The sequence below is a fragment of the Sphingomonas sp. P2_B6 genome (assembly GCF_056404755.1).
In genome coordinates this window covers 123,619-140,281 of record NZ_JBFUDK010000010.1, presented here as the reverse complement: position 1 = coordinate 140,281, position 16,663 = coordinate 123,619, and the positions used below count along the sequence as shown (strand labels likewise).

At 65.7% G+C, this 16,663-nt stretch carries 12 protein-coding genes; 7 read left to right on the top strand and 5 right to left on the bottom strand.

Annotated elements, in window-relative coordinates:
• Positions 1-126 precede the first annotated feature (126 nt).
• The gene (locus AC1DX5_RS15480) at positions 127-2,847 is read right to left on the bottom strand and encodes an Rne/Rng family ribonuclease (RefSeq protein WP_478016278.1); all 2,721 of its coding nucleotides are present in this window, start codon (positions 2,845-2,847) and stop codon (positions 127-129) included.
• Between the two features lie 530 nt (positions 2,848-3,377).
• Between AC1DX5_RS15480 and AC1DX5_RS15475 the strand changes: the two genes are divergently transcribed.
• On the top strand, positions 3,378-4,595 hold the full coding sequence (locus AC1DX5_RS15475; protein WP_478016309.1) for an N-acetylmuramoyl-L-alanine amidase: 1,218 nt from the start codon (positions 3,378-3,380) through the stop codon (positions 4,593-4,595).
• Between the two features lie 242 nt (positions 4,596-4,837).
• Here AC1DX5_RS15475 and AC1DX5_RS15470 read toward each other — a convergent pair whose 3' ends face one another.
• Positions 4,838-4,999, bottom strand: a complete 162-nt coding sequence (locus AC1DX5_RS15470) for a hypothetical protein (RefSeq protein ID WP_465174388.1) — start codon at positions 4,997-4,999, stop codon at positions 4,838-4,840.
• Between the two features lie 247 nt (positions 5,000-5,246).
• On the opposite strand from AC1DX5_RS15470, the gene AC1DX5_RS15465 reads away from it, so the two are divergent.
• On the top strand, positions 5,247-5,525 hold the full coding sequence (locus tag AC1DX5_RS15465; protein ID WP_478016277.1) for a hypothetical protein: 279 nt from the start codon (positions 5,247-5,249) through the stop codon (positions 5,523-5,525).
• 195 nt (positions 5,526-5,720) lie between these two features.
• On the opposite strand, the gene AC1DX5_RS15460 is transcribed toward AC1DX5_RS15465, so the two are convergent.
• The 3 genes from AC1DX5_RS15460 to AC1DX5_RS15450 all read right to left on the bottom strand — a co-directional run bounded on the left by AC1DX5_RS15460 (position 5,721) and on the right by AC1DX5_RS15450 (position 10,002).
• Entirely contained in the window at positions 5,721-7,682 is a 1,962-nt protein-coding gene (locus AC1DX5_RS15460; RefSeq protein ID WP_478016276.1) for an alkaline phosphatase family protein, read from the bottom strand.
• Positions 7,683-8,281: 599 nt separating this feature from the next.
• A complete protein-coding gene (locus tag AC1DX5_RS15455) occupies positions 8,282-8,821 on the bottom strand; it encodes a hypothetical protein (RefSeq protein WP_478016275.1) in 540 nt (179 codons plus the stop codon).
• Between the two features lie 56 nt (positions 8,822-8,877).
• Complete coding sequence (locus AC1DX5_RS15450; RefSeq protein WP_478016274.1) at positions 8,878-10,002, bottom strand: DUF262 domain-containing protein; 1,125 nt, start codon at positions 10,000-10,002, stop codon at positions 8,878-8,880.
• Positions 10,003-10,417: 415 nt separating this feature from the next.
• Here AC1DX5_RS15450 and AC1DX5_RS15445 point away from each other — a divergent pair, with 415 nt between their 5' ends.
• From AC1DX5_RS15445 to AC1DX5_RS15425, 5 genes are all read left to right on the top strand, one after another.
• On the top strand, positions 10,418-11,239 hold the full coding sequence (locus tag AC1DX5_RS15445; RefSeq protein WP_478016273.1) for a helix-turn-helix domain-containing protein: 822 nt from the start codon (positions 10,418-10,420) through the stop codon (positions 11,237-11,239).
• Positions 11,240-11,342: 103 nt separating this feature from the next.
• Positions 11,343-13,865, top strand: coding sequence for a penicillin-binding protein 1A (locus AC1DX5_RS15440; RefSeq protein ID WP_478016272.1), 2,523 nt, complete (start codon positions 11,343-11,345; stop codon positions 13,863-13,865).
• Between the two features lie 155 nt (positions 13,866-14,020).
• Positions 14,021-15,148, top strand: a complete 1,128-nt coding sequence (gene prfB / locus AC1DX5_RS15435) for a peptide chain release factor 2 (RefSeq protein ID WP_478016271.1) — start codon at positions 14,021-14,023, stop codon at positions 15,146-15,148.
• Between the two features lie 98 nt (positions 15,149-15,246).
• A complete protein-coding gene (locus AC1DX5_RS15430) occupies positions 15,247-15,945 on the top strand; it encodes a class I SAM-dependent methyltransferase (RefSeq protein ID WP_478016270.1) in 699 nt (232 codons plus the stop codon).
• A 19-nt stretch (positions 15,946-15,964) separates the two neighbouring features.
• Positions 15,965-16,639: a hypothetical protein gene (locus tag AC1DX5_RS15425; protein WP_478016269.1), complete on the top strand. Its 675-nt coding sequence runs from the start codon at positions 15,965-15,967 to the stop codon at positions 16,637-16,639.
• The last annotated feature ends 24 nt before the right edge of the window (positions 16,640-16,663 follow it).

Genomic DNA, 16,663 nt, shown 5'->3' with positions numbered 1-16,663 from the left:
CGGGGTGACGGGTGGAGTTTGGGAAGTCACGCTTCCACAACGCTCTCCCCAAAAGGAAACGCCGGCCGGGACATCGAGTCCCGGCCGGCGCTGATCCATTCCATACCTCGTCAGAGGCGCGGGTCGTTACTGCCCGAAGGTCCGCTGCCACCAGCCGCGACGGGGCGAGCCCGCCTCGCCCGGATCGGGATCGATCCCGCCGGCGGCGTCATCGGCCGGCGCGGCGCCGTCCTCGATGAGCGCAACGGCGGGCGCCTCCTCGGTGATCGACTCGGGCGCGGCCGCTTCGGATGCTGCCGCCTTGGCGCGACGCGCGCGCTTCGGCTTGGCCGGCGCTTCCTCGGCGGGCGCTTCGACCGCCTCGACGACGGGCTCCGGCTCCGGCGCGGCAACCACCGCCTCGGCTTCAGCGGCGTCCGCCTTTTTGCGGCGTGCGCGCTTCGGCTTGGCCGGCACGGCCTCCGCCTCGGCGGGAGCTTCGACGACCGGCGCCTCGGCGACGGGCTCGGACGCTACCGGCTCGACGGCTTCCCGCGCCTTGGGACGACGGCGGCCCTTCTTGGGCGCCTCGACCTCGGCCGGGGCCTCTTCGGCTATCGGTGCTTCGGCGACGGCTTCAGCCTCACCAGCTTCAGCCTCGACCGGCGCGGACTCGCCGCCCTCGGCCCGATCGCCCTCGCCGCGACGACCGCCGCGACGGCCCCGGCGTCCGCGACGACGACGACCTTCGGCCCCGCCATCACCTTCGCCCGCTACCGGCTGCTCGCCCGCGACCTCGGCCCCACTCTCCTCGGCGCCCTCATCGGCTGCCTCGGCATCGCCGTCGGGCTCGCCCTCTTCGCCTTCAGCGCGCGGAGCGCCCTCCTCGCCCTCGGGACGATTGCGGCCGCGACGACCGCGACGGCGGCGACGACGGCGCGAACCGCCTTCGTCGCTTTCCGACCGCTCGCCACGCTCGCGCGGCTCGCGGGGAGCGCGTGCCTCGCGGGGCGCTTCTTCTTCTTCCTCGTCCTCGACCTCGTCGATCTCGTCCTCGATATCCTCTTCGATATCGTCCTCGATCTCTTCGATCGGCGCTTCGAAGCGCGGCGCATGTGCCGGCGGCGGTCCGGAGACCTCGACCGACATGCGCGCGCCCTCCTGCTCGCCGTCCGGCGCGACCTCGATCATCACGCCATAGCGATCCTCGATCTCGGCCAGTTCCGCGCGTTTGCGGTTGAGCAGGTAGAAGGCCGCTTCCTGGCTGGCGCGCAGCAGCAGCTGCGATCCGCGGCCCTGGGCGGCTTCGTCCTCGATCAGGCGCAGCGCGGACAGGCCGGCCGACGAGGCGGTGCGGACTAGGCCGGTGCCCTCGCAATGCGGGCACTGGCGGGTCGAAGCCTCGAGCACGCCGGTGCGCAGGCGCTGGCGGCTCATTTCCATCAGGCCGAAGCTCGAGATGCGGCCGACCTGGATGCGGGCGCGATCGTTCTTCAGCGCTTCCTTCATCGCCTTCTCGACCTTCCGGACGTTGGACCCATTGTCCATGTCGATGAAGTCGATGACGACGAGGCCGGCCATGTCGCGCAGACGCAGCTGGCGGGCGATCTCGTGCGCGGCCTCGAGGTTGGTCGCGGTCGCGGTCTGCTCGATGCTGTGCTCGCGGGTCGAACGGCCGGAGTTGATGTCGATCGAGACCAGGGCCTCGGTCGGGTTGATCACCAGATAGCCGCCCGATTTCAGCTGGACGACCGGATGATACATCGCGGCGAGCTGTTCCTCGACATGGCTGCGCTGGAACAGCGGCACCGGGTCGGAATAATGCTTCACCTTGCGGGCATGGCTCGGCATCAGGAGCTTCATGAACTCCTTGGCCTGACGATAGCCCTGCTCGCCCTCGACGATCACTTCGTCGATGTCGCGGTTGTAGATGTCGCGGATCGCGCGCTTGAGCAGGTCGCTGTCGCCATAGACCAGGGCCGGCGCCGACGAAGACAATGTCGTCTCGCGAATGCCGTCCCACAGCCGGGCGAGATAATCGAAGTCGCGCTTGATCTCGACCTTGGTGCGCTGGAGGCCCGCGGTGCGGACAATGCAGCCCATCGAGGGCGGCAACTTCATGTCCGCCATGATCGACTTCAGCCGCTTGCGGTCGCCCGCATTCGAGATCTTCCGGCTGATGCCGCCGCCATGCGACGTGTTGGGCATCAGCACGCAATAGCGGCCGGCGAGCGACAGATAGGTGGTCAGCGCCGCGCCCTTGTTGCCGCGCTCTTCCTTGACGACCTGGACCAGCAGCACCTGGCGGCGGCGGATCACGTCCTGGATCTTGTAGCGATGGCGCAGGTTGGTGCGGCGCTCGCGCAGATCGTCGACCGCGTCGTCCGATGCGGTGCGCTTGCGGCGGCCGCGGCCCCTGCTCTCGGTCTCGGCGCTTACCTCGGGGTCGGCGCCGCCATCGTCCTCGAACCGCTCGACCGATTCGGGATCGGGCTCGAAGCCGTCATCGCCCTCGCCTTCACCTTCGTGAAGATCGTCCTCGGCATCCATCTGGGCGCGCAACGCTGCCTCTTCGGCGGCATGCTCGGCCTCTTCGCGCAGCAGCGCGTCGCGATCCTCCTTGGGGATCTGGTAATAATCGGGGTGGATTTCCGAAAAGGCGAGGAAGCCGTGGCGGTTGCCGCCGTAATCGATGAAGGCCGCCTGGAGCGACGGTTCGACTCGGGTAACCTTGGCCAGATAGATATTGCCCTTGAGCTGCTTGCGCTCGGCGGACTCGAAATCAAACTCCTCGATCCGGTTCCCCTTGACGACGGCAACCCGGGTCTCTTCCCGGTGCCGCGCGTCGATCAGCATACGCATGGTCATTTATTGTTCTCCGGGCGCGCGGTCCGGGGCCTGGCGGCATCCGCCGCGCGCGATTGTGATACGGCGACGTGGTGGCGGAATTGCCGCCCTTGTCCGTGCCGCGTGTGGTTTCGAAAAATGCCTCTGTTCGCGATCCACGCCCCGGCATCTGGCCCTGGGCACCCCGCGCGCTCGCGATCCCGCCGGTGAAAACCGGGCGGTGCGAGGGGCGGGAAAAATGCATCATGCGAACGTCAACCTGAAGAGCCGCCACCGAGAAATCCGGTGCGGCCATGGGACCGAACAGACGCCAGAAGAGGCGCTTGCCGGTGCAATTTCATGCCTAGCACCGCTGTGCTCGCGCAGCAACCGGGACGTTTCTCCCCGGGTACGCCGCAATTTCATGTCAAATTTCGTTACCCGCCATTTTCTGCTACCCATGATGGGAGGAGTGCCCGCCTGCACCGCGGGTTGTTGTTTTGTACCCGATGGGATCCCGCCCCGTGCCTTTTCGCTGGACCATTGCCCTGCCGGGCCTGCATTACCGATCGGTGTCGTTCCTTCTCGCTTTCCTGGCCTGCTGGCTCGGCGGCGCCCCCGCCTGGGCCGCGACGATCGAGCGGGTCGAGATCCGGCGGGACAGCATCGTGATCCGTTTCGACCAGCGCGTCGCCGACGCCTCCAGCTTCATGCTCGCCCGGCCCCAGCGGCTCGCGGTCGACGTCACCGGCGCCACGCCGGGTTCGCCGGTCCGGGCAAGCGGGGCAAAGGGCATGGTCTCGGCGGTGCGCCAGTCGCCGCGCGGCACGGACGGGCTCCGCATCGTGTTCGACCTGAGCCGCCCGGCGATCGTCACGGAGGGGAGCTTCGGTGCTGACGGCCGCGAGCTGACCCTCGGCCTGCGCACCGTCGACGATGCGCGCTTCGCCCGCGCCACGGCGGACCGGCGCCTGCGCTTCCTGCCAAGCTTCGATATGGGGAGGGCCGCGCCGGCGCGCAACTATGAGGTGTCGGTGCCCATCCCCAGGGCGCGCCGCAGCCTGGCGCTGCCGCGCATCTATGGCGACGACGACAGCCGCCCGCTGGTGGTGATCGATGCCGGTCATGGCGGCGTCGATCCCGGCGCGATCTCGCCGGTCGACGGCCGCCGCGAAAAGGACGTGACGCTCAGGATCGCGCGCGCGATCCGCGACGCGCTGGCCAAGTCGGGCCGGGTCCGCGTCGCGCTGACCCGCAACGACGATCGGTTCCTCGTGCTGCGCGAACGCTATGGCATTGCGCGCCGGCTGAAGGCGAACCTGTTCATCTCGATCCATTGCGACAGCGTCGACAGCAGCGACGCATCGGGCGCGACCGTCTACACCTTGTCCGAGGTCGCGTCCGACAAGGAATCCGCCCGACTGGCCGCGCGCGAGAACAAGGCGGACATCATCGCGGGCGTCAACCTCGCCTCCACCTCGGCCGATATCTCGTCGATCCTGATCGATCTCGCGCAGCGCGAGACGATGAACAGCTCGGCCAGCTTCGCCCGGCTGCTCGGGCGAGAGGCCCAGCCCTTGATCCCGATGAAGCCCAACTTCCACCGCATGGCGTCGCTGATGGTGCTGAAGGCGCCCGACATGCCGTCGATCCTGTTCGAGACCGGCTATATCTCCAACCCCAAGGACGCCGCCTTCATCGATTCGCCCGAAGGCCGCGACCGCATCGCCGAAAGCGTCCGCCGCGCCGTCGAGATCCATTTCGCAAGGCGGCTCGTGGCGAAAGAATGATGCAGGCCCCGGGGCGCCGGCTCATCGGCGCGGCTTGTGACGGCTGGCGTGTCATTGACTCGTTGCTCAACGATGATCGTCCCCGATACGGCATTTATCGGCTAACGACCGGACGCGCCAAACCCCTGGGGAACCGAGCATCATGAGCGGAATGTGCGGCATCGTCCGCTTTGACGGCGCCCCGGCGTCCCCGGCGGACCTCGACCGGATGATGCGCGCGTTGAGCACCGTACGGGCTGGCTCTAGCTGGGGCCGGCGCTGTAGGGGATGCTGTTAAGAGTGATCTCGAAAGAAAGCGCAGCGTCCTTGGCGGTCGCATTCTGAATTTCCTCGGACCGGATCAATACCGGCGCCACCCATTTCCGCTTGGCGGACTTCTCGCTATTTGCCGGCATCTGTTCCATGTGGATCTCCAGGTTGTGCAGCTATTGCCAGCGGTTTCGGTACCGGCTTGTCACAACGCCGCCTGACGTACAATCTCCTACTGCAGCCAGGCCCCGTTTTCTTCGGCGACCGCACTGGCCGGCGCGTCCGCGACGCGAGGCGCCGTTCCGGCCAGGCCCCTGCCTCCCCGATACCCATCTCCTGTCAGCTGCCGCCCTCTGGATCGGGCGCACCCCGTTCCCCATCTCTCACGCGAGGGAGACGACCATGGTCAGCACATCCAACGACGGCATCATGTCCGAATATCTCATCAAATACGCTCTGGTGAAATCGCGCGCGGGCGAACGCCCCACCGAGCTGCTCGAAACCCTGTACATGTCCGAGCGCTTTCAGGCGGGCGACGACCTGAAACTGGCGCGCCGGAATTATGACCACGCGGTGTGGAACGGCGTTCCGGCATCGGAGATGGATCGCCGCCTGGCCGCGCTGGAGGCGTTCATGAAGGACCTCGCGCGCAATCGCGCGGCGATGTGGGGCCTCAACTGATCGCTATAGCAACACTACGCCAGGTCGATCCGCCCATCCATCCATCCATCCGTTCGTCTCGAGTAGCTATCGAGTAGCGCCGCAGGCGCGTAGCGAGATGGCATATCGAGAGACAGGCGTGCCGCCCGGAGCGGTGCGGCAAAGGTCTGGAACGACGGGGCCGCGAGCTTCATGCCCGCCGCGGCCCCGAATAGTCTAGGCGTCGCGGCTCTTTCCGCCCGGCGTCGCCAGCCGAGCGCGAAGAGCGGCCTCATGCCCAGCGCGCCGCTGCTGAACCCGGGCCATGACGTTGCGGAAATAGCTGTCCACCTCGCCATAGGTAGGCATCGGTGACTTTACCGAAGGCGCGGGGACCGGCGCAATGAACTCCTCGGGCGCCATCGTCGTGACCGGCGCCGCGGCGGACAACTCTGCGTCGGTCTTGCGCGCACAGTGCAGGAAGCCGGGCAGATTGCCCTGTTCCTGGATCGGCACCGTCATCAGCGCGGCGCGCTCGGCGACAGCCGATGGCGACACCGGCGTGGGGGTGCGTCCGGCTGCAAGCGTCGGCGCCGGGCGCGCGTCGGCGGCCTCGGCGCCGAGCAGGTGCAGGAAATCGTTCGCCGCCGCGTCGCGCGCGGTCAACGGGCCGAATCCCAGCAACCGCTCGAGCGTCGCGGGAACCGAACTATGGTCGTACGGCGTCGGGTCTGTTCCGCGCGTCACCATCGGCGACACGATCACCGCCGGCACGCGCACGCCCAGCTGGTTGAAGATGAAGCCGTTGGTCCCCGGAGTGTCCTGTGTGTCGGGTTGGACCGCGCCGCCGGGTGCGACCGAATCATAGAAGCCGCCATGCTCGTCATAGGTGATGACCAACATGCTGTAGGGCCAGAGCGGCGACGACGCGATCGCATTGACGACCCTGGCGATCAGGTTCTCGCCGCCCGACACGTCGTCCTCGGGATGCTGCGAGGAGCCGCCCTTGTAGGTGTTGCCGGTGATGTCGCCGTAATTGGGCTCGATGAACGTATAGCGATAGGGATAGCCGCTGGCGACGTCGCTGGCGAAGGCGGTGATGCTCTTCACCGCCAGCGGGTCAGCAAGCGAGATGCCCTTGAGCGCGGTCACTTGCGGAATCGAGCCCCCGACGTTGAGGGTGTCGTCATGATAGATTCGCCAGGGGATGCCGTGGGCGTTGAGCGCGTCGAAGATCGATCCGTTGCGATAGGTGAAGCCGCTGACCGTCTCCCATTTGGTGATCTGGGTGCCTGACGGGCTGTCGTCGAGGCTCGTATAGCCGCTGCCGTCCTGATACGCCGACGAGGCGCCGTGGACGTAGAAGCGGTTGGGCCAGGTCGGACCGGGCAGCGACGAGAACCAGTTGGTGCACAGCGCATAGCGATTGGCCAGCTGCGCGATGGCGGGAACCTGGGCCGGGGCGAGGCACTTCATGATGTCGCCGATCTCGTCGGCGGTCGGCGTGCCCGTCTTCTCCGAATTGCTGGTCGCGTAATTCGCCGCGAATCCCGACATCTGCGGTGTCGGATAATTGGGTGGGGTGTAGGTCGCCTTTTCACCGCCGAGCTGTTCGAGGACGTCGCTGAACTCGTGGCCGGGATCGGTCGGCATGCCGGTCGGGGTCGAGGTGTCGCTGACGGTGTAGGTCTGCCCCATGTAGCTGTTGCTGTTCGCCGCCGGTGTCCCGTTGAGCGCGGCGAACATGTTGTCGAAGGAATGGTTCTCCAGCATCAGCACGAAGACATGCTGAATGGTCGAGTAATTGCCGGTGCGGATCATGCTCGCGCCGCAATTTCCCGAATTGAGGTTGATCGCGAAATTGTCCCAGTCGACGGTGAAGGTCGGTGACGATCCGTCGTCCTTGAACCCCCATTCGCCGATCAGCATGCATTCCTTCCAATAGGGCAGCAACAGATCGTCGGGAACGCTGCTGACATAGACACCGGGACGGCTGCCGCCCGAGGGAGCGACCGACGCATACCAGAAATCGCCCGGCGTCGCGGTATCCCAGTCGACCGTGACTGGTCCGATCTTGCCCTTGGGCGGCACGTTGCCCTGGGTGATCCCCGTCGAGCCATAGTTCGTACTATAGTGGTAGAGCGAAAGCACGGCATAGGAATCAGTATTGTTTTGCAGATATATCTTGGCGCTACCCATGATCTTTCCCCCGAATCGAAAAATCCGCACGAGTCAGCCCGATACGTATCTTTTCGGGTTGATCGCTACAAATCCCGTTGCCCCCAATATGACAGGAAACTCTTGGTTTTCGGCTAGCGGCTGGATGCCTGCAAGGTCGGGAATTTCGTGGACACTGTACTGAATGTCGATGCGCAAGGATGCGTGCTCGCCATCACTGGCAATGACCGGAGATGGATCGCCGCTTGGCCGCGCTCGGCGCGTTCATGAACCAACTGGCGCACGACCGTGCTGCCATGTGGGTCTCCACCAATCTTGGCTCGGTCCGTTTACCGGGGTTGCGGCAATTAGCGAACCGGCGCCTTTGGCCCGGTTGCTGAATGACAGGTTCCCAGGGGCGAGAGGCGGAAAGCTGCCGTCCGGTCTGCATCTCTAAAACGGCAGTTCTCGACCCAAATTGCGTCGTTCACTAATATCAGCGTCGATGTCTACATCCAACACAACCTGCCGTTCCCCCAAAAAGAAGCACGGTTTGGCGCAAGGAGCCGCGACGTGACGAAGCGCGACCGTACCGGCTTGGACGAAGCTGGCGCGGCGTTGATCGAGGCGAACGCCGGTAATTAGAGCATCGCTCGACCAACCGCTTTCATCGCCGCGCACCAAGCATCAAACCGACGCACTCCGCCAGCGTCGAAGGGAAATACCGTTGTTTCAACTTCTATTGTGTCGCCTGGGCCGAACCAATTCAAAGCCCGAAGTTCCAACGCAGAGCTGCGCGAGCGATGTGCGAAGAAATTACGTGTTAGCCGCAGGTTCTCAAGCGGCCATGGCGTCGAGCCGATCGCGGCTGCCACGTTGGCCACATTCGCAATATTGAGCCGCCTCGCAGCGTTGATCGCGTCAGCAGGACGATACCACTTCGGCTCGAAACGCTGCCGTGTCACCTGTAGGAGATAATGGCTTACAGCTTCGCGGTTGCGATAAGCACGCGGCACGCTCGCCGGCACTGGCCCAGCCAAGCCGGAAGCGCGTCCCGTCGCCGACGACAGGATGAAATTCCGCACATACATTTCCCAAGCGTTCTGGAGCTGGAAAGTGATGTGCTCAGCCTGCCGGCGCTCGACCGCGTTGAGTGGCCCGCCGCCCATAAGCGGCGTCATCTCTGCATGGAGCGCCTCAACCCTCCGCTCAAGCTGGGCCGCAAGACCGCCAAGCATTAGGCGGCGATTGCATTCACGATGGCGGCAAACCGGGGGCGACGAGAGCTTGTGCGCTGGGTGCTGCTTTTGCTACCCACGACAAAGGTGGCGTATGGACCATCAATGTCATCGTTCTCGACCGCAGTGGCGAGCAGCGGCAGGTTGTTCGCAGCATTCGCATGGCTCAGGCCAGCACCGCGCTTGTGGTCTACATCCGCAGTTAACGCGGACGTTGGCAGCTCCCCAGCAACGAATGCAACGGCGCAGACGAGAAGCAGGAAGTTCGGCGCGTCGAAGAACGTCGTCTCACGGAACGCTGGGCTGAACGTGCCCACAGCAACGTTGATATTCTTCTGCACCAGCGCGGTTAGATCGGCGAAATATGCCTCATCACGCTTGATGTTGTTTTTGTAGAAGCCGCCGACCTTTTCCTCGCCGCCGTCCCCCAGGCCGTTCGCAAAAGCCATATACAGCTCGGCGATTAGCGTGGTGTTCTTTAGGCGCACGCTGTCACGCAGCGACACCACATGGTATTCATCCCAAAGCGCCCCGTTCTCGCGCGTGGTGTTCCAGATCGCCCATTTGACAGGTTCGTCATATTTCGCATGGCGTAGCTCTGCCGGCGTGACCTTGACGCTGTAGGAGTTCAGGCGGGCAAACACTTCCAACACTTCGGCATCCGACGCATTCAGGAGCTGAACCGTTGAGATGTTGTAGGAGAGGAAAGCGTCTTTGCGGTCCTGGGCAAGGTCATTGTAACGCTGTCCCCCAAAGTCGGGGCTTCGCGAGCTGATACGAATGTCGTTGGCAGCAAACGCTAGGATCGCGCGCAGTCTTTGCTGACCATCGACGACTTCCCGAATAGACGACTGCGTAACCGCGTCGATGCGCGTGCGAATATAGACCGCAGGGATAGGAAGCTCACGCAGAATCGTGTCGATCAAGAATGATTGCGCCTGGGGCGTCCACACCGAACCACGCTGAAACTGCGGTTGCAGTTCAAGCTGCTTCTGTTTGTCCCAGGTAAGAAAATCAGAAATTGAGAACGTCTGTGGAATACTCGGCATGGGCTCCTCCCGCCGGACGTATGCCAGCGTCATCGAGTGCTCACCAGCTAAATTCGGGAAATTGGCTTCCGGCATTTCGCTTGCGTTTCAAGCCAGCAGCCGGATTGAGTGCCGCATCCTAGGCTCGGCGGCGCGATGGATCATGATGGCCGTGCCAATGGCGTGCCGCTGCGTCTTGGCATGCTTGATGACGCGGCCGCTGAATATCGCCTTCTAACAAAAGCTGCCGTTAGACGATCGCGTGGCGAACGGCAGGATTTGTCCCAAGGTCGGCCATCGGAACCGATAGTCTGTTCTGTCCGCTTCAGGCATTCGCCTGATGAGCCGTAACGACCGAGATTGGGGCGCATTCCTGCCATGCACAAAGACCCGCAACCGGACACAATTTGCCCACCTCCGACGATGCCAGGCTCTGGATTATCAAATAACTTATTGATTTACAACAAATATTAAGGCGTCGTGCCGCCACCCGAAAATGTCAGCAAACCGCATGACATTTCGCCCCACCCCCTCGATTCAAACCTCCCCCACACCCCGCTATCCCGGCACCATGATCTACAAGCCGAAATTCGCTGACGAGGCCCACGCGATGTGCCGCCTCGGCGCGACCGACGAGGAGCTCGCCGAGCATTTCGGGGTGTGCGTGCGCACCATCTATCGCTGGCGCAACACGCATGAGGAATTCGCCGAGGCCGTGGTCGTCGGCAAGGAGCATGCCGATGCCCGGGTCGAACGCGCGCTCTATTCCCGCGCTGTCGGCTGCTCCGTCGAGCGCACCAGGGTCTTCATGGGCGCGGGCGATGCCAAACCCGTCTACGCGACCTATCGGCATCACTTCCCGCCCGATACCAGCGCCGCGCTGCACTGGCTGCGGGTGCGCCAGCCGAACAAATGGGGCATCGGCGCGCCGGAGGACGACCCGTACACCGGCCGGAAAGCGCTGGCGGAGGCCATCCGACGCACCGAACAATATGAGGCCGCGAAAGCCGCCGCGCAGCGGGAGCAGTCGGCACCACGGCCGGCGCCGATGCCTGAAGCCCCCGATACCGATCCCGATCTGGAGCCCGACGCTGACCTCGACGACTGGCCGGACGACGATCCAGTCGCGGAGCCCGTATGGCGGCCTGACGAAGACCCGGCCTCCCATATGGACCCGGCTCGGCCGCCCGTTCAGCCTCCCCCTGGTCCGAAGCCGACGTCTCGCCAGAAACCGCCTCCGCCATCGGCTTTCCCGTCGCCACCGCAAGCGGCCGCCGCCCCGAAACCGGTCTTCATGCCCCTGCCCCGCTTTCAGCGCGGGGGCTTTGGTTAGCCCGCCCGCCGCCCGCTACCCGCCCGATCCGGCCCTGCGTCCGGCACGATGGAAGGACTGAGGCTGGCAAGCCCCGAGAAACTTGCTAGAGCGTCGGCCCTGTATGACCAGTACCGAATCCAGCGTGAAGTTCCGCCTCCGCCGCGACGTGGAGGGAATTCGTGGTCTCGTCGAGCGGGCCTGGGGGCGCTGGTGGGTCAAGGCGCTCGCCATTCTCGCGGTGCTGATCGCCATCGCCTATGCGATCTTCTGGTATGTCTTCGCCAGCGACCTGCCCTCGGTCGACAAGCTGCGCGCCTATGAGCCGCCGCTGCCGACCAATGTGCGCGGCGTCGACGGCATGCCGGTCCAGAGCTACGCCCGCGAGCGCCGCGTCGAGCTGAGCTATGCCGAATATCCGCCGCTGCTCGTCCGCGCCTTCCTCGCCGCGGAGGACAAGACCTTTTTCGAGCATCACGGCGTCGACTATCCCGGCATGGCCGGCGCGGTGATCGACTATGCGACCAAGATGGGCACCGGCCGCCGCGCCAAGGGCGGATCGACCATCACGCAGCAGGTCGCCAAGAATCTGCTGATCGGCAACACCTATTCGCCGACGCGCAAGATCAAGGAAGCGATCCTCGCCTACCGGATCGAGGATACGCTGACCAAGCAGCAGATCCTCGAACTGTATCTCAACCAGATCGCGCTCGGCCGGAACGCGTTCGGCGTCGAGGCGGCGAGCTATGCCTATTTCAACAAGGAACTGAGCCAGCTCGACCTCGCGCAGATGGCCTATCTCGCCATCCTGCCCAAGGGCCCGTCCAATTACGATCCGTTCCGCAGCACTCAGCGCGCGCTCGACCGGCGCAATTACGTGCTGGGCGAAATGCTGAAGAACGATTTCATCACCCAGGCGCAGCATGACCAGGCCGCCGCCGAGCCGCTTGGCGCGGTGCCGCGCCAGACGCCCAAGACCGAGGTCGCCGGTGCCGGCTATTTCGTCGAGGAAGTCCGCCGCCAGCTGATCGACAAATATGGCGAGGACGAGAAGGCCGGGCCGTACAGCGTCTATTCGGGCGGCCTGTGGGTGCGCACCTCGCTCGACACGAAGATTCAGCTCGACGCCCAGACGGCGCTGCGCAACGGCCTGGTCCGGTTCGATCGCGGCCGCGGCTGGAGCGGCCCGCTGCGCCATGTCGAGATTTCCCGCGACAACTGGCAGTCCGCGCTGCTCAACACCAATCTCCGCCTCGACTATCTCGACTGGCGCGCCGCGATCGTCACCGCGATCGGCGGCGGTTCCGCCACGCTCGGCTTCGGCAACGGCCAGACCGGCACCCTGCCCGCCTCGGGCGCGCAGATGCCGGTGCGCGGCCAGGGCGGCACGGCCTTCGCCGCGCTGAAGGTCGGCGACATCCTGGCGGTCGCGCCGGAGGGCGGCGCATTTGCGTTGCGCTCGGTGCCGAAGATCTCGGGCGGCTTCGTCGTCGAGGAACCCGCGACCGGCCGCGTGCTGGCGATGCAGGGCGGCTTCGATTCGAGCCTCCAGTCGTTCAACCGCGCCACCCAGGCGATGCGTCAGCCCGGCTCCACGATCAAGCCGATCGTCTATGCCGCGGCGCTGCAGGGCGGGATGACGCCCGCCTCGATCATCGTCGACGGGCCGTTCTGCGTCTATCAGGGCGCGAGGCTCGGCCAGAAATGCTTCCGCAACTTCGGCGGCGGCGGCTCCGGCCCGCACACCATGCGCTGGGGTGTCGAGCAGTCGCGCAACCTGATGACGGTGCGTGCCGCCTCGCAGACCGGCATGGAGCATGTCGTGTCGCTGATGGACCAGATCGGCGTCGGCAAATATCCGCCCTATCTCTCCTTCGCGCTCGGCGCCGGCGAGACGACGGTGATGCGCATGGTCAACGCCTATGCGATCCTCGCCAACCAGGGCCGCGGCCACCCCGCCACGCTGATCGATTTCGTCCAGGACCGTCACGGCAAGGTGATCTGGCCGGAGAACTGGCGCGCGTGCGATCGCTGCAACGCGCCCGACTGGAACGGCAAGCCGATGCCCCGCCCGGTGACGCGCGGCCGCCAGATCGTCGACGCGCAGAGCGCCTATCAGATGGTGCATATCGCCGAAGGCGTGATCCAGCGCGGCACCGCGACCGTGCTGCGCGATCTCGACCGGCCGATGTTCGGCAAGACCGGCACCAATTCCGGCCCGACCGATGTGTGGTTCATCGGCGGCACCCCGCAGATGATCGGCGGCGTCTATATCGGCTATGATTCCCCGACCGGGCTCGGCGGCTATGCCCAGGGCGGCACCATCGCGGCCCCGATCTTCAAGGAATTCGCGCTCAAGGCCTATGAAGGCATGGAGAAGATCCCGTTCCGCGCGCCCGCCGGCATCCGCATGGTCAGGATCGACCGCGCCTCGGGCAAGCCGGTGTTCGGCGCCTGGCCGACCAGCGACCCGAAAGCCGCGGTGATCTGGGAAGCGTTCAAGCCGGAAAGCGAACCGCGCCGCGCGCGCCGCGACCTAGAGACGGACGCCGCCGCCGACAAACCCAAGGAAGCCAAGCCCGTCGAGCGCCAGGATACGGCACCGCGCGATTCCGACTTCCTCCAGCGCGAAGGCGGTATCTATTGATCGGGCAACCGCCTTCAGCCGCGCCGGTCGGGCGCCAAATCGCATCCCGTAGCAGCCGCTTCTTGCCAAGGACGGGCGGAATCTACTAGCCCGCCCTATCTATCCCTGTGAGCCGGCTCCTGCCGGCATGACGAGTATTTTCCGGAGTTTCCACCATGCGCGCCGAAGCGCAGGCTCATGTCGACACCATCAATGACGCGCTCGCGCTGCTCCGCCGCTTTCTCGACTGGGACCGCGCGCTCCGGCGGCTCGACGAGCTGAACGCGCGCGTCGAGGATCAGGCGCTCTGGAACGATCCCAAGCTCGCCCAGTCGGTGATGCGCGAACGCCGCCGTCTCGAAGAGGCGATCAACGCCACGCGCGCCATCCAGACCGAGCTCGACGACACCGCCGAGCTGATCGAGATGGCCGAGGCCGAGGGCGACGAGGAAATGGCGGCCGACGGCACCAGGAGCCTGGCCGATCTCGCGTCGCGCGCGGAGCATGACAAGATCCAGGCGCTGCTCGCCGGCGAGGCCGACGGCAACGACACCTATATCGAGGTCMATTCGGGCGCCGGCGGCACCGAGAGTCAGGACTGGGCCGGCATGCTGCAGCGCATGTACACCCGCTGGGCCGAACGCCATGGCATGAAGGTCGAGCTGGTCGACCAGCATTCGGGCGAGCAGGCCGGCATCAAATCGGCGACGATGCTGGTCAAGGGCGAGAACGCCTATGGCTATGCCAAGACCGAAAGCGGTGTGCATCGCCTTGTCCGCATCAGCCCCTATGACAGCGCGGCGCGGCGCCACACCAGCTTTGCCAGCGTCTGGGTCTATCCGGTCATCGACGAGAATATCGAGGTCGAGATCAACGAGAGCGAGCTGCGCATCGACACCTATCGGGCGTCGGGCGCGGGCGGGCAGCACATCAACACGACCGATTCGGCCGTGCGCATCACCCACATCCCGACCGGCATCGTGGTGCAGTGCCAGAACCAGCGCAGCCAGCACAAGAACAAGGCCGAGGCGTACAACCAGCTCCGCGCCAAGCTCTATGAGCGCGAGCTGCAGATCCGCGAGGCGGCGGCCAATGCGGAAAACGCGACCAAGACCGATATCGGCTGGGGCCACCAGATCCGYTCCTATGTGCTSCAGCCCTAYCAGCTGGTGAAGGACCTGCGCACCGGCGTGACCTCGACCAGCCCGTCCGACGTGCTGGACGGCGATCTCGATTCCTTCATGGCGGCTGCCCTGTCGCAGCGGGTGACCGGCGAGACGGTCGAGGTGGAGGACGTCGATTGAGGCTGTTCACCCGCCGTTCGTTTCGAGCGCAGTCGAGCAACATGACCGGGGCCCCGGCCGCGGTTTCTCGACTGCGCTCGAAACGAACGGTCCTTGGGATGGGCCTGCTCCTCGCACTGGCCGCCTGCGAGCCCGGGCCCGCGCGCGTCGCCGAGGAACAGGACAAGGCCGGACCCTTCCCGGCCGCGGATCGCCCGGTCGCCCACATCATCTCGTCACGCTGGTCGACCGAGGAAGCCCGTGACCGGCTGAACGAGGCGTCCGAGGTGATGGACAAGGCCGGGCTCAAGGCCGGCATGACCGTCGCCGATATCGGCGCGGGCGAGGGCTATTACACGATCCGCGCCGCCGCCCGCGTGGGCAAGGATGGCCGCGTGCTCGCCGAGGACATCGTCGCCGGCGTCCGCGACGCGCTGGCCGAGCGCGTCGCGCGCGAGCGGCTCGACAATGTCAGCGTGCGCCTCGGCCTGCCGGCCAATCCACGCCTACCCGATGCGAGCTTCGACCGGGTGCTGATGGTGCACATGTACCATGAGATCGAGCAGCCCTATGAATTCCTCTGGCGCATGCGGCCCTCGCTGAAACCCGATGGCCTGGTCGTGGTGGTCGACGCCAACCGCGCGACTCAGGACCACGGCACCCCGCCGGGCCTGCTGCGCTGCGAGATGGCGGCGGTCGGCTATAGCCAGGTCGAGATGTACGACATGCCCTCGGCCGGCGGCTATCTCGCCACTTTCCGCGCGGTCGGGCCGAGGCCGGAGCCGAGGGCGATCAAGCCGTGCAAGCTTCCCCACTAGACTGACCACACAGACGATCATGGCCAACGGCGACCCAGGCCCCGACGGCGATGACCACGCAATCCTGCCATGGCGCCTCGTGGCCGGCGCCTTTCTTCACGTCGCCGTGCCCGCCTATATCCTCACGGTACCGCTCGCCTGCCTGTTCGCCGCCTCGCCCGCCGCGACGGTAGAGGATGTCCTGAAACTGGCCCTGCCGTTCAGCGGCTGGTTTCTTGCGCTCTATGCCGCGTCCGGCACGCTCTTCTCGCTCGGCGCCGCGCTGCTCGACCCGGCGCTTCGCCGATCGCGGCGCCGGCGCGACGCGCGCGATCCGCGACGCGCGGCGTTGCGATCGGCGGAGCGCCTGTCCCGGGCCATTGCGGCGGGCCGGCGCCTGTACGGCGACCGGGTACCCCCTGCGCTCGACAGGCTTGCCGCGATGCCGTGCGACCATGCCGATCCGCGGTGCCAGGCGCTGTCGGCGGACCTGGCCGAGATCGTGCGCACCTCCGCGGCGGCCATGGCCACAGCGCCGGCCGAGCGCCGCGACGCGATCCTGGAGAGGGCGACTGTCGCGCTCGACCGGATCGACGGCGCGGTCGCCGCCCTGCGCGCAGAGCGCGGCCGCCTCGACGAAGGCGATGCCTTGACTGTCGCGCGCTATGTCGAATCTCGATACGGGCCTTCCGATTTCGCTGGAGACCAGCCCTGAACAGGCGTAAATAGACTGGGAGCG